Origin of the sequence: Polymorphospora sp. A560 (assembly GCF_045781765.1) — a bacterium.
GTDB classification, from domain to species: domain Bacteria; phylum Actinomycetota; class Actinomycetes; order Mycobacteriales; family Micromonosporaceae; genus Polymorphospora; species Polymorphospora lycopeni.
The window spans coordinates 6,417,815-6,431,785 of record NZ_CP122282.1; the positions used below are offsets into that span (position 1 = coordinate 6,417,815).

The following is a 13,971-nucleotide window of genomic DNA, read 5'->3' on the forward strand; positions in this document are numbered from 1 at the left end:
GGCCGACCTGACGGATTCCCCCACCAGCACCGGCCACGCAGGCCGGCCGACACCGCCGAACTCGCCGCGAGCCCGCTCATGGCGCACAATTGCGGCCGTGCCGCAGGACAATCCGTACCTCGCGAATCCGCGGTGGGCCGTCGCCGAACGGGTCGCCGAGACGGCCCGGCGACGTTTCCCCGCCGACGTCCTGGCCATCGGGGCGTACGGCCGGCTGGCCCACGGCGACGACGACGAGACCACCGGGATCGACCTGGTGGTGGTGACCTACCGGGAGTCCGGCGGGCCGCGCCCGACCCGGCGACGGATCGACGGGGTGCTGGTCAAACTCGACGTCGTCGACGCCGACCGCTGCCTGCGCCGCGCCCGCACCCTCGACACGTCCTGGCCGCTGGCCGCCGACCGGTATGTGACGACCAGACCGCTCTACGACCCGACCGGCTGGCTGGACCAGCTCCGCGACGCGCACCTCGGCCGGCTCGCGCAGGCCCGGGCCCCCGAGTTCAGCACGCTCGCCCGGGAGGCGTGGTGCGAGGCGGCGTCGGCGCACGCGCTGGCGGGCCGGCTCGCCGCCTGGTACGACACCGACGGCGCCCTGGTCGGCCTCGGTGTGGCCCGGCTGGCCGCGGCCAACGTGGTGGGGCTGCTCACCCGCACCTATTTCCGGGACGGCGCCGACGCGGTACGGCGGGCCGGGCTCGCCGGCGCCGACCTGACCGAACTGGGCGAGGTGCTGCGTGCCCAGGCCGGTGAGCTGGCCGCCCGGGGCCGGCCGGTCGACGGCACGGTCGCCGACCTCTTCGACGCCTGAGCGGGCGGTCAGGCCCGGTCAGGGCAGGGTGAGGATCTCGACGCCGTCCTCGGTCACCACGACGGTGTGCTCGAACTGGGCGGTCCACCGCCGGTCCTTCGTCACGACCGTCCAGCCGTCGGACCAGAGGTCGTACTCGTACGTGCCGAGTGTGATCATGGGCTCGATCGTGAAGGTCATGCCGGGTTCCATCACGTCGGTCGGCCGGGGACTGTCGTAGTGCGGGATGTAGAGCCCGCTGTGGAACGCCTCACCGATGCCGTGGCCGGTGAAGTCGCGCACCACGCCGTAGCCGAACCGCTTCGCGTACGACTCGATGACCCGGCCGACGACGTTGATCTGGCGGCCCGGCGCGACCGCGCGGATGCCGCGCATCATCGCCTCGTGGGTACGTTCGACCAGCAGGCGGGCCTCCTCGGAGACCTCGCCGACGCAGAAGGTCGCGTCGGTGTCGCCGTGTACGCCGTCGATGTACGCGGTCACGTCGACGTTGACGATGTCGCCGTCCTCGAGCACCGTCGAGTCCGGGATGCCGTGGCAGATCACCTCGTTGAGGCTGGTGCAGCACGACTTGGGGAAGCCCTTGTAGCCCAGCGTCGACGGATAGGCGTCGTGGTCGACCAGGAACTCGTGCACCACCCGGTCGATCTCGTCGGTGGTGACCCCGGGCTTGCAGTGCTCACCGGCGAGCTGGGTGGCCTGCGCCGCGATCCGCCCGGCGACCCGCATCTTCTCGATCGTCTCGGGCGTCTGGACGTGCGACCCGGTCCACGGCTTCGGCCGCTTCTTGCCGACGTATTCCGGACGGGGGATGTGAGCGGGCACCTGTCGCCACGGGGAGCGCGTGCCAGGGGTCAACGGCGCACGGACGGTCATGCGGTAAGCTTATCGCCGCCGTCGGCGGGGGCCGACGGATCGCCCGCCGGTGCCGGGAACCACGGAGCCAGGGGGCGCTTGTTGCCGTACGGCAACCACTGTGCCAAGGTACTTGCCGTGGATCAACAGGGTGCGGATTCCAACTTCTCCGCCGCCGCCCAGGCAGATGGTGACCACGTGACGGTGAATGTCACCGGCGAGGTCGACATGGCCACCGCCGACACGATGTACGCGGCGGCGACACCGTCCGGCGCCGCCCGGCTGACCCTCGACCTGCGGGCGGTCACGTTCTTCGACTCGGCCGCCATCCATGCCCTGGTCCGGCTCGGCGCCCTGTACGCCGACGCGCTGACGGTGCTGCCGTCCCCACAGGTGCGCCGGGTGCTCGACATCTCCGGCCTCGGCGACCAGCCCTGGCTCGCCGACTGACGGCGGCACCCACCGACCTGCCGGCGGCGCTCACCCGCCCAGCCGGCGGCGTACGGTCACCGTCGTGCCGCTGTCGGACCGGTGCACCGTCAGCTCGGCGAGCGCGCCGATGAGCGCCAGGCCCCGACCCCGGAACCCGGCGCCGTCGGATTCCCGCCACCGGCCGCTGTCCCGGACGACGGCGGCGACCTCGTCACGGCCGATGGTCACCTCGATGCTGATCGTTTCCTCGGCCGGCCCGACCGGGTGCTCCATCGCGTTGGCGGCCGCCTCGGAGACCGCCACGACCAGGTCGAACACGTCGTTCTCCGGCGCCCCGTGCCCGGTCAGGAAATTCTCCAGCCGCCGGCGCAGCACGCTGAGCCGGGCCGGGTCGGCCGCCAGGCGCAGCACCAGCCGGTCGGGCTCGGCGGCCTCCAGGGCCAACACCGCGACGTCGTCGCGTCGGGGCCGGCCGGCCACCCGCCCGACCATCGCGTTCACCAGGTCGTCGACGTGGTCGGTCGGGCGGGCCGCGTCGGTGAGGAGCTGCGCGAGACTGTCGTCGATGCCCTGCCGCCGGTCCTCGACCAGGCCGTCGGTGTAGAGCAGGATCCGGGCGCCCGGATCGAGCTGCCCGTCGACGGTGGCGTACTCGGCGTCGGGCAGCGCGCCGACCGGCGGGCCGAGCGCCCTGGTGTAGAGGAATCGGGCCGTGCCGTCGGGCTCGATCAGCGCCGGCGGCGGATGCCCGGCGCTGGCATACCGGAGCCGGCCGGTGACGGGGTCGAAGCGTACGCACACCACGCTGGCGAAGGAGCGCCGGCCGACCGTGCCGACCAGCCGGTTCAGCCGGGTCAGCGCCGCGCCCGGGTCGAACCCCTCCAGCATGTACGCGCGCAGCGCGTTGCGGAGCTGCCCCATGGCGGCGGCCGCCCCCACCCCCTTGCCGACGACGTCGCCGATGACCAGCACGAGCCGGCCGTCGTCGACCGGGATCGCGTCGTACCAGTCGCCGCCGACCTCGACCTCGCTGTTGCCGGCCAGGTAGCGGCTGGCGACGATCGCACCGGGTAGTTGCGGCAGCGACTGCGGCAGCAGGCTGTGCTGGAGGGTCATCGCGATCCGGTGCTCGGCCTCGAAGAGGCGGGCGTTGTCGAGCCGTACGCCGACCAGCCGGGCGAGCTGGGCGAGCACCTCCTCCTCGGCGTCGGTGACCGGGCCGCGGTACGGCCAGGCCCGCAGTTCGCCGAACGGTTCGCCGGTCATGCCGGACAGCGGCACCACCAGCGGCGGGTCCGTGGGCAGTTCGCCGCCGCCGTCCGCCTCGAAGCGGGCGCCGGGGACGCTGACCACGACCCGGGCGGCGCGGACGGCCAGCTGCGCGTGCTCGGCCGCGGCCTTCGTCACCTCGGCCGTCGACTGGGCGGTGTTGACCGCCACCGCCGCGTCGGTGAGGGCCCGCAACTGCCGGATGATCTGGCCCCGGAGCTGTCCCAGCTCCACGTTGGACCGGACCCGGGCGATCAGCTCCTGCCCGGAGAACGGCTTGACCAGGTAGTCGTCGGCGCCCGCGGACAGGCCCTCGACAGCCGCCACCTCACCGGCACGGGCGGAGAGCATCACGATCGGCAGGTGCCGGGTGCGCGGATCCGCGCGCAACGCCGCCAACAGCTCGAACCCGTCCATTCGTGGCATCATCACGTCGGTGATGACCAGGTCGAACGCGCTGTCGGCGGCGGCCTGGGCGGCGGCCACGCCGTCGGCGACCGCCACCACCTCGAAGGCCGGCGACAGCAGCCGGGTCAGATGGTCACGCAGGTCGGCGTTGTCGTCGGCGACGAGGATCCGGCCGCCACGCCCGGCCGTACGGTCGTCGCCGCCCACCGGACGGGACCCCCCGGCCGGGGCCACCGCGGGGGCCGGGACGACCTCCCCGCCCGCCCACCGCACCGCTTCGGCGAGGTAGAGCCGGGCGGTGTCGCTCTCGTCCACCGGGGTGTCGCCGGTGCCCACCTGGTCGGCGGGCAGGTGCCCGGCACCGAACGGCAGCGTGACCGTGAACGTGCTGCCGACGTCGGGCCGGCTACGCACCGCGACCCGGCCGCCGTGCAGTTCGGTGAGTTCGCGGACCACGGCCAGGCCGATGCCGGTGCCCTCGTGGCTGCGGGCCCGGCGGCCGACGACCCGCTGGAACCGCTCGAAGACCAGCGGCAGGTCGGCCTCGGGGATACCGACGCCGGTGTCCGAGACCTCGAGCACCGCCGACCCACCGGACGCGAGGGTCCGTACGGTGATCCGGCCGGCGAAGGTGAACTTGAGCGCGTTGGACAGCAGGTTGAGGACGATCTTCTCCCACATCTCCCGGTCGACGTGCACCGGACCGGGCAGCGGCGGGCAGTCGACGTCGAGCCGCAGCCCGGCCCGCTCGGCCGCGGACCGGAAGTTGCCGGCCAGCCGGGCGGTGTAGTCCGACAGGTCGGTCGGCCGGTAGCTGGCGTCGATCCGGCCCGAGCCGATGCGGGAGAAGTCGAGGACGGTGTTGACGAGCTTGAGCAGCCGCAGGGCGTTGCGGTGCATCAGCTCCAGTGCCTCGCGGTCGGCGACGGACAGGTCGGGGGCGGCCAGCGCCTCCTCCAGCGGCCCCAGGATCAGGGTCAGCGGGGTGCGGAACTCGTGGCTGACGTTGGAGAAGAAGTTGGTCTTCGCCTGGTCGAGGGCGGCTAGCTGCGCGGTCCGGGCCCGCTCCTGCTCGTACGCCCGCTGGTTGGTCACGGCCGCCGACACCTGGGCGGCCAGCAGCCGGAAGAAGTCGCGGTAACGCTGGTCGACGGCGAGCCGGCGGCTGGCGCCGAGCACCAGCGCGCCGACGGTACGCCCGCCACCGGTGACCGGCAGCACGAGCACCTCGTCGGCGGTGTGGTCGGGCACCGACGACAGGAACGCCGACACCGGGGCCTCGGCCGGCCGCCCCCGCGCCACCACCTGGCGCAGCAGGGCCGCTCCGGCCCCCCGGGTGTGTGGGCCGACCGTGGTGACGCGGACCGTCGGTGCGGGCACGCCGGCCGCTGACACCAGCGCCACCGCCGGCTCGTTGGCGGCCGGCTCCGGGGCGTCGGCGGCGGGCTGCGGTGCGGGACCGGCGGGCGGAGCCGTCCCGGCGTCGTCGAGGTAGAGCAGGGCGAACGGCACGTCGTTCGGGTGCTCACCCAGCACGGCCGCGACGCGGTCCCCCAGGTCGGCCTGCCCGGAGGCGTCCGCCAGCCGGACGCCGAGCGCGCTCAGCGCGCCGACCCGGCGCTCGCCGAGGACCCGGCCGGTGGTGTCGCTGACGATGCAGAAGACCCCGACCACCGAACCGTCGTCGGCACGGATCGGGTCGTAGGAGATGTCGAAGTACGTCTCTTCGAGGAACCCGTGCCGGTGCAGCATGAACGGGTGGTCGGTGGCCCAGAACGACCGGCCGGTGGCGGCCACCTCGGCGAAGAGCTGGCCGAGCACCTCCCACGCCTCGCTCCACATCTCCCGCCCCGGGCACCCGAGCCAGTCCGGGTGCTTGTCGCCCATCGTCGGCACGTAGGCGTCGTTGTAGAGCGCGACGTGCTCCGGCCCCCAGAAGATGACGATCTGGGCACGGGAGGCCAGCATGCGTATGGTTGCGTGGCGCAGCGGGGCCGGCCAGTCGGCGAGGTCACACCCGATCGGCGTCGCCGCCCAGTCCAGGTCACGGATCCGGGCGCCCATCTCACCGCCCGCGTCGAGCGCGGCAGCCAGATCGGCGGGAAGCGGATCCGGTCCCATGGCACCTCCAACCGACGACAGCACGAACCGACGGACCCTCAGGCCCGTCGGCTGCGGCTTCTACCCTGGCCGCCCGGGAAAGTAACACGGCACGCCGGCGCGGGAACCGCCCCGACCGCGCGGGGTCAGGAGAAGGTGGGCAGCCCGTCGATGCTCGCCGCGTTGCGGGTGGCCCGGTATTCGACCAGATCGGCCCCGGTGCGCCGGGAATGCGCCCGGACCAGCAGGTCGCGGTCGCCCTCGTACGCCATCAGCGGCACCGCGTAGCCGCAGGAGTCGCTGATCCGGTGTACGTCGACGGTGATCACCGCCCGCAGCCCGTGCAGGTCGGGTGGGTCCGGAAAGAGCGCGAGCAGGTCGGCGCAGGCCGGATCGTCGACCGCGACGAAGGTGCCCCGGCCGTAGAGCCGGACGATGTTCGGCGGGCCCTGGAAGGCACAGAACATGATCGTGATGCGGCCGTTGTCGCGCAGGTGGGCGATCGTCTCGGCGCCGCTGCCGTGGTAGTCGAGGTAGGCGACCCGATGCGCGTCGAGCACCACGAAGCTGCCGGTCATGCCCTTCGGTGACACGTTGACGTGGCCGTCGGCACCGCTGGGCGCGGTGGCCACGAAGAACATCACCTGCGCCTCGATGAAGTCCCGCAGCCGGCCGCCGATCTCCTCGTGCAACTTCACGGCATCCACTCCCCGGTCGCGGCGGTCGTGGCCCCGCCACGGCCGCCCCCTGACCCGATCCTGTCACGGCCCCGGCCGGCCCGCCCTCCCCTGACCGGCCGCGACCGGGCACACGACGCGGATCGGGGACCCGGTGTCCCGGGTCCCCGATCGGGCGGCCACGTCAGTTCGTGGCGGCGTGCACGTGTTCGTTCGTCGCCCGCAACAGGTCGACGACGGTCGTCACCGCCGGCAACCCCTCCCGGTGCGTGCCGGCACCGACCCGGCCCGACCAGTACCGGTACTGCGCCGCCAGGGTGTCCGTCCCGGTCCGCGCGGCCTGGAAGACACAGGAGCCGAGCGGGTCGATCGGCCGGTCGGCCGCGGTCGAGAGCGCGCAGGCCGGACCGAACCGCTCCTGGTCGTACCGGGGGTCGTGCCCGGTCAGGTCGCCCTGGCACGGATCCCAGTCCAGATACTGCTGGCAGGGGGCGTAGTTGGCCACCGCCCGGTGGAACGCGTTGCGCAGGTACTGCGAACCCGGGTCGTGGCTGTTCTGGCTGCGCGGCAGGCCGAAGTCCGCCGGCAGCGGCCGGTCACCGAAGAGCTGGGCGTTCATGACGTCGTCCCGCTCCAGGGCCGAGGCCCAGCCGAGTTCGGTGAAGATCTGCAGCATCCGTACCGCGTCGCTGACCTTGTGTCCGGCGTCCCAGAGCTGCTGGGACGGCGACCAACTGCCGGCCGGCGGCCGTTCGGTGCCGGTGCCGAGGGCGGCGACCCGGTAGAAGTACTTCTGCTTGCCGGTGAGCATCGCCCGGACCTTGACCCGGGCCTCCTCGAGGACGGCCGGGTCGTCGACGACGGTCCCCACCGTCTCCATCTTCGACCGGTACGTCGACGCCCAGTTCTTGGTCACGTAGTGGTCCGGTTCGTTGCAGTAGCCGGTCGGGATCGGGTCCCGGACGGTCCACGTGCAGATGTCGCTCAGCCCGGTCCGCCAGGTGACGGCGCGGACGTCCCGCCACTGCCCGCCGACCCACTTCGCCTGCTGTCGGGCGACGAGCTTCAGCGTCCCGGACGTGATCTCGGACCGGGGTCCGGTGGTGGTCCGGAGGTTCTCGTAGCTGGCCTCGAGGCAGCTGCGCAGCTCGGGCCGGTGCCCGGGCGGCATGCCGTAGTTGCCGAGGTGGTAGACGTTCGGCAGGGCCGAGCGGTTCACGTTGGTCGGCGTGGACACGGCCCGGCCGTTGTTTTCGCAGTACGGCATCGTCGCCACGTCCGCCACCCGACCGCCGGCCGGGATGGCCTGGTCGGGGCTGCCCCACATGTCGTACTCGCGGTCGGTCTCGACCCAGCGGACCGCCCGGCCCACCTCGGCCAGCGCCACCGACCAGCCGGTCATGGCCGAGTCGTAGTCGGCGAGCAGGGTCTTGAACAGCGCGTTGGTGTCGCCACCGGCGGCCGGGGCGCTGAACTGCCGGACCCGCCGGTTGATCGCCTCGCCGGCCGAGATCGTGGTGCCGGTCTCGGTCGCCGGAAGCTGCCCGGCGTAGACCGGGTTCTGCAGGGCGATGACCAGGTTCGCCCGGGCGCCGAGCAGCCACGCGGCCGGGTTGGCCACCTCCGCCGCCGGCTGGTCGCCGGGCGCCGGGGTCAGCGCGATCCCGCGCTGGCCGGCCCACCGGGCCAGGTAGTCGATCGAACCGCTGGGCAGGTGCAGGTCGACGGTCGCGACCGGGTCGGCGAACGACGCGCCGACCGGCACCACGTACGGCGCCCGCCGGGCGTCGTCGACGGCGAACGTACGGGTCGGCGAGTCGGCCTCGTCGAAGTAGATCTCGTACGAGCCGATCGCCGGCACGCCGCGCGCCTGCCGGTGCACGTACCGGTCGATGGTGGTCTTCAGCGGCTTCTGCGCCACCTCCTCGAACGCGGCCTGGCTGGCCAGGGCGAGCGCGTCGACCCGCTGGTCGAGGACGAGCAGCTGGCCGGCGATGACGGTCAGCTGGGCCCGTACCTCGGCGGCGCTCCGGGACAGGGCGGTGAGCTGGGCGGACAGCGCGTCGTACATGGCGCCGAGCATCTTCTCGATCCGGTCGAACCGCTTGTCGAGCCCGGCGGCGAGCCGGGTCACCTGGTCCCGCAACTGCGCGATCTGCTGGCTGACCGCCGAGTCGGTGCCGCCGCCGGTGAACAGCGGCAGCAGCAGCATCGCGGCACCGACCAGTCCGCCGACCAGGGTGATCGAGGCCAGCGCCAGGCTGGCCGCGGTCATCGTCGCGGCGGAGATCGTCGTCACGTACGTGCTGATCGCGCTGACCGCGCCGACGACGGCCTTGCCGATGATCTCGATCTGCTTGCCGAACGGCTTGTCGACCAGGCCGGCCAGGAAGGACAGCACGGAGACCGCCTGCCCCAGGCCCTCCAGGGCCTTCTTGTTCGCCTCGGCCGCGGCCTTCGCTGCCGCCTCGTCGGTGCTGGTCGGCTTGTTCGGGCCGTCGACGGGGAACTTGTCCGACGCGGCGACCACGCTCGTGACCGTCGCCTCGGCCCGCGCCTTCAGGGCCGCGAGGGCCGCGTCGAGCTGGGCCCGGACGACCGCGTCGTACGCTTCCTTGTCGCCACGCTCGGCGGTGATCGCCGCCAGGTCGAGGTGCCCGGCCAGCTCCGGCAGGGCCGCCAGTTCGGTGGCGCTGGCGCCCAGCGCGACGCCGAGCCGGTCGCCGTACGCGCCGTTCCAGACGGCGGCGAGGTCGGCGTCGGTGGCACCCTGCCGGTGGAAGGTGCGCCACACCTGCGTCTGCGCACCCCGGAACAGGATCTCCCAGACGTGTTCCTGGGTGCCGGTGCGGATCTGCTCGATCGGCGGCACGATGCCGCCCAACTCCTCGCCGGTGGTGGTGCGCAGCAGCGCGCCGACGGTCGGCCCGCCCAGGTACGCCCCTTCGGTCTCGGCCAGTTTCGCCATCGACGCCGCCAGCAGCAGCAGCTTCGCCGGCGACTCGTCGTCGGCGCGGACGGCCTGCGTCACCGCCGTGGTGGTGACGGTGAGGTGCTGCTGGATCTCCGGCCGGGCGGCGGTCGGGTTCCTGGCCCGCCAGTCCAGCAGCTCGGCGGTGACCACCGTGTCGACCAGTGCGGCGGTGCCGGTACCGCGTACGCCGACCGCGGCCGCGAACAGCGCGTCGTGGGTGCCCGGCTCGTCGTAGGCGACCGGGTCCGCGGCCCGGGCCGGGGCGGCGAGCCCCAGCACCAGAGCCGCACAGAGTGTCATCGCGTACCACCGGTGCCGGTGGCCGCGACGGCGACGAAAGTCCACCATCTTCTCCTTCGTGTGGTGCCGCCAATTGCGCCCGGCCACACTTGCGGGTCTCTTACGGCCGACTTGTCGCCCTGCTCAGCACCCCGCCGCGGCGTAATTGCGTTGCCGATCGGGGCGGGCCGGCGCATGCTCGTTGGCATGACAAGGCACCACGGAGCGCGCCGGCACCGGCGCGCACACAGCGTGGTCCTGCGAAGGGTCCTCAGGCGTCGTTAGCGCACCGGGCCCGGCAGGGCCCGGTCCCTCCCCGGGAGTCGCCTGACGACTTCCCCGCCGGGTCTTCGGCCGACCCGGCACCGCGGCGGCGCGGGGCGTGCTCACCTCTCTCACCCGTACGGCGTTCGCCGTGCCAGCGCCCGCCCCGCGCCGCCGCCCTTCGCCCCCGGCTCGCACGCCGGTGGGCCGGGCGCCGCGGATGCGATCCACGACTCCCGGCCCACCTTCACGTGCTGGCTAGGCCTGCGGCCTGCCCGGCTCGATGGTGTAGTCCACGCCACCGACGACGAAGCTCTCGCCGGGCTCACGCAGCGGCCCGACCTGGGTGATCTGGAGCCCGTACGACTTCTGCAGCGGCTGGGCCGCCGAGAAGCTCAGTTTCAGCACGGGACGCTCACCCGGGTTGATCAGGATTCCCTTGATCGCAGCCCGCTGCGGGTCGGCGAACTCGATCTGGGTGCGGCCGACCACCCGGATGCCCTCACCCTGCTGGCCGCCCCGCTGCCAGCGCGCGAACAGCTCCGGACCGAGGTCGGCGACGAGCCGCAGCCCCGGGACGGGCTCGGCCAGCGGCCGGACCGCGATGTCGAAGGGGGCGGCGACGTTGAGCGCGTTCGCCACCGCGAACGGCCGGTCGACGATGATTCCGCCGCCGCCGACCGAGACGGTGTCGGCGTTCTTCCAGACGATGTTGTTGTTGTACTGGGTGTTGATGGACGTGGCCGGCCCTTCGAAGAGCATCGGGTCGGTCTCCGACTCCCAGCGGAGCAGGATGCAGAAGTGGCCGAGGGAGGGCACGTTGGGCCACGTGATGAACGTCGAGGTGACCCCGCCGGGGGCGACCGCGATGGTGCGGGAGCCGATCGGGGTCCAGTCGCCCGGCCAGTTCGCGCCGCCACCGGACGTGGTGTAGTAGGCCTTCAGCGTCCCGAAGCTCACACCCGCCCCGTACGGCCCGTTGGCCCGGAGGTTGGCGTGGATGTAGCTCGTCGACCCGACGACCGGGTTCGAGTGGACGCAGCCCGGCGACGTATTCGGGCAGACCTTGACGTCCGGGCTGTTGAAGAAGGACGAGAGGATCGCGCCGTGAGGCTCGAAGCCGACGTCCGAGGAGGTGTCCTTGAGGTAGGCGTCGGTGCGCGACGACACCGTCGAGCCGGAGCCCGGGCCGGCGTCGACGGTGGTGCCGGCCGTGGCGGCACCACCGGTGGAAACGGCCATCAGCGCCGCCAATGCCGCGCCGAACAACAGCCGCGCCACCGCTTTGCGGCCGCGCGGAACTGATGCGTTCATGGGTTTTCCTTCCCGTCGAGAACTGGGGTGTCGAGCAGCGGGGAGCACTCTCTAGAGCCGGCGGGAATACTGTAGTTCAGCGACGGACGGCAATGGAATAACTGCATAAAAGCAATTGGGGGACGTGCCCACTTTTGCCGGGGAGTGGCCATTTGTCGAATGCGGGAAAACGTGAATGGAAAAAGCGTCGGGCGATATGTATCAATCGGCGGGACCGAGCCTCTTGTACGCCTGCACCGCCCCGCACCCGCCGGCCCGGCCCGCACCGGACCGGACTGCACCGGACCGACCCGACCCGCCGGCCAGCCGACCGGCCGGCGGGGTCAGGCCACGTTGAAGTTGTCGCGGAACAGGTTGCCGGGGTCGTGGCGCCGCTTCAGCTCGCGCAGTCGCCGCAGCGTCGCGGGCGGGAAGGCGTCGGTGATCCGTTCCGGGCGCAGGTCGGTGTCGAAGTTGGTGTAGAGCCCGGAGAAGTGCCGGGCCAGGTCGTCCCACAGCCGGTCGAGGCGCCGGCGGTCGGTCCCGAACGCGACCGCCTGGAAGTTGGCCGACCGGTGCGCGAAGGCGGTCGCGTCGGGGTCGACGTCGGCGACGGCGCCGCCCATCGCGCGGATCTGGAAGAAGTACACCGCCCCGCTGGCGACCAGGTGGGCCGCCGCGGTGGCGAACTCCGGGGTGAGGTGCTCGAGCAGGCCGGACCGGGCGACCGGTTCGCCCTGCCCCTGGTGCGAGCCCTCGACGTGGTGCATGAGCGCGGCGTACGGCACGATCTGCGCGGCCTGGTCGAGCACCGGTGCGATCCCGGCGATCGGCTGGAGCCGCTCGCCCACGGTGTCCGGGTCGGCGGCGTCGACGACGGTGAGGATCTGCGCGACCGGCGGTCGACCGCGCCGCGCCCCGCCCATGATCAGGTTGGCGGTGGTGTCGCGCGGTGCCGCCTCCAGCACCGCGCCGAAGCGTTCCAGCAGGCCGGCGGTGTCGCTCGCGTCCAGGGCGAACTGTCCGAAGCCGACGTCGCCGACCTTGTCGACGACGAACTCGAACGACGTCACGATGCCGAGGTTGGCGCCGGCGCCACGGACGCCCCAGAACAGGTCGGGGTTCTCGTCGGCGCTGGCCCGCACCGTCGTGCCGTCGGCGAGGACGAGGTCGACGGCGAGCAGGTGGTCGATGGTGAGCCCGTACCGGCGGACGAGCCAGCCGATCCCGCCCGAGGTGGCCAGCCCGCCGACCCCGACCCCGCCGTAGTCGCCGGAGGTGAGCGCCCAGCCGTACGGGGCGAGGGCGGTGGCGACGTCGCCCCAGCGGGCCCCGGGCCCGATACGTACCCGGCGGGTTTCCCGGTCGACGACCTCGATCGTGTCGAGGTGGGCCAGGTCGATCACGATGCCGCCGTCGTTGGTGGAGCGTCCGCCGATGCCGTGCCCGCCGCTGCGGACCGACAGCGGCACCGGTTGCTCGCGGGCGAAGGCGAGCGCGTTGACCACCTCGGCGGGGTTCCGGGGCTGGATGACGAGCCCGGGCGAACCGGCCCGCATCGCCGACGAGCGGACGCGGGCGTACCCGAAGTCGCCCGGCTCGACGGTCACCGCCGCGAGCGACGGGGGTACGCCGTCGTAGTCGATGCCGGTGCGGCGGCGGGCCAGCGCGGCGGCGCCGCGCCGCTCGGGCTCGGCCCGCGGGCCGCGTTCCCGGGCGACGGCCTCGCGCAGCGCGGGCGCGACCTCTTCGGCGAACCTGCGTGCGACGTCGGGGTCGTCGGCCATCAGTATGAACGTGCCGATGCCGTCGCGCAGCACCAGCGGCAGCAGTTCCTCGACCCACTGGTCGGCCGGGCCGTCGAGGAAGCCGCGCCGGGACGCGGCGAAGGTGCCGCTGATGTTGAGCAGCCGGCGGATCTCGCGCGGGTCGCGGCCGGCCTCCCGCGCCGCCTCGTCGATCACCGCCTGGCCGGCGGCCAGGTCACCCGGTTTCAGGTACGGCAGCGACGGCAGCCAGCCGTCCGCCTTGCGCCCGACCAGGCGCAGCATGCGGGGCTTGTACGCGCCCAGCCAGATCGGGATGTCGTGGGCGGGCAGCGGGCCGCGTTTGGCGCCGTGTACCCGGTAGTGGTCGCCGTCGTGCTTCAGGATGCCGGGTTCGTCGGCAGCCCAGATCCCGCGGATGATGTCGATCGCCTCGTCGAGGGCGTCGACCGACTGCCCGGGGGTCAGCCGGCGGCCGCCCATCGCCTCGATCGCGTCCCAGAATCCGCCGGCGCCGAGGCCGAGGTCGAACCGGCCGCCGGAGAGCAGGTCGAGGCTGGCGGCGGCGCGGGCGGTGACGGCCGGTGGGCGCAGCGGCAGGTTGAGCACGTTCGCCGAGATGTGCACGGATCGGGTCTTCGCGGCGACCCAGGTCATCAGGGTCCAGGTGTCGAGGAAGCCCGGCTGGTAGGGATGGTCCTGGAAGGTGACCAGGTCGTAGCCGAGTTCCTCGCTGAGCTGGGCACGCGCGACGGCGGCGTCCGGCGGGGTGACGGTCGGGGTGATGAACGTGCCGAACTGCAGCGGGTGCCCGTAGTCCATGACGCCCTCCGATCGAGTGGT

8 protein-coding genes are annotated in these 13,971 nt (G+C 72.9%); 2 read left to right on the forward strand and 6 right to left on the reverse strand.

All coding sequences use genetic code 11. From position 1 onward, the window contains the following. Nucleotides 1-97 precede the first annotated feature (97 nt). Nucleotides 98-811, forward strand: coding sequence for a nucleotidyltransferase domain-containing protein (locus tag QCD66_RS29035; RefSeq protein WP_364208010.1), 714 nt, complete (start codon nt 98-100; stop codon nt 809-811). 18 nt (nt 812-829) lie between these two features. Here QCD66_RS29035 and map read toward each other — a convergent pair whose 3' ends face one another. After that, the gene (gene map, locus QCD66_RS29040) at nt 830-1,687 is read right to left on the reverse strand and encodes a type I methionyl aminopeptidase (protein WP_364208012.1); all 858 of its coding nucleotides are present in this window, start codon (nt 1,685-1,687) and stop codon (nt 830-832) included. 117 nt (nt 1,688-1,804) lie between these two features. Between map and QCD66_RS29045 the strand changes: the two genes are divergently transcribed. Next, entirely contained in the window at nt 1,805-2,116 is a 312-nt protein-coding gene (locus QCD66_RS29045; protein ID WP_375734479.1) for an STAS domain-containing protein, read from the forward strand. Nucleotides 2,117-2,146: 30 nt separating this feature from the next. Here QCD66_RS29045 and QCD66_RS29050 read toward each other — a convergent pair whose 3' ends face one another. The 5 genes from QCD66_RS29050 to QCD66_RS29070 all read right to left on the reverse strand — a co-directional run bounded on the left by QCD66_RS29050 (nt 2,147) and on the right by QCD66_RS29070 (nt 13,950). Next, nucleotides 2,147-5,896 (reverse strand): SpoIIE family protein phosphatase, encoded by a 3,750-nt coding sequence (locus QCD66_RS29050; protein ID WP_375734480.1) that lies wholly within the window; start codon nt 5,894-5,896, stop codon nt 2,147-2,149. 125 nt (nt 5,897-6,021) lie between these two features. Further along, on the reverse strand, nt 6,022-6,573 hold the full coding sequence (locus tag QCD66_RS29055) for a pyridoxamine 5'-phosphate oxidase family protein (protein WP_375734481.1): 552 nt from the start codon (nt 6,571-6,573) through the stop codon (nt 6,022-6,024). A gap of 163 nt (nt 6,574-6,736) precedes the next feature. Next, nucleotides 6,737-9,826, reverse strand: coding sequence for a hypothetical protein (locus QCD66_RS29060; RefSeq protein ID WP_375734482.1), 3,090 nt, complete (start codon nt 9,824-9,826; stop codon nt 6,737-6,739). Between the two features lie 501 nt (nt 9,827-10,327). Next, on the reverse strand, nt 10,328-11,383 hold the full coding sequence (locus tag QCD66_RS29065) for a hypothetical protein (protein ID WP_375734483.1): 1,056 nt from the start codon (nt 11,381-11,383) through the stop codon (nt 10,328-10,330). A gap of 323 nt (nt 11,384-11,706) precedes the next feature. Next, a complete protein-coding gene (locus tag QCD66_RS29070; RefSeq protein WP_375734484.1) occupies nt 11,707-13,950 on the reverse strand; it encodes an LLM class flavin-dependent oxidoreductase in 2,244 nt (747 codons plus the stop codon). Nucleotides 13,951-13,971 lie beyond the last annotated feature (21 nt).

What these genes read in the sequence shown, in the direction of transcription:
- QCD66_RS29060 (WP_375734482.1), bottom strand. Translation starts at nt 9,826, where the DNA reads ATGACACTCTGTGCGGCTCTGGTGCTGGGGCTCGCCGCCCCGGCCCGG.
- QCD66_RS29070 (WP_375734484.1), bottom strand. Translation starts at nt 13,950, where the DNA reads ATGGACTACGGGCACCCGCTGCAGTTCGGCACGTTCATCACCCCGACC.
- QCD66_RS29050 (WP_375734480.1), bottom strand. Translation starts at nt 5,896, where the DNA reads ATGGGACCGGATCCGCTTCCCGCCGATCTGGCTGCCGCGCTCGACGCG.
- QCD66_RS29065 (WP_375734483.1), bottom strand. Translation starts at nt 11,383, where the DNA reads ATGAACGCATCAGTTCCGCGCGGCCGCAAAGCGGTGGCGCGGCTGTTG.
- map (WP_364208012.1), bottom strand. Translation starts at nt 1,687, where the DNA reads ATGACCGTCCGTGCGCCGTTGACCCCTGGCACGCGCTCCCCGTGGCGA.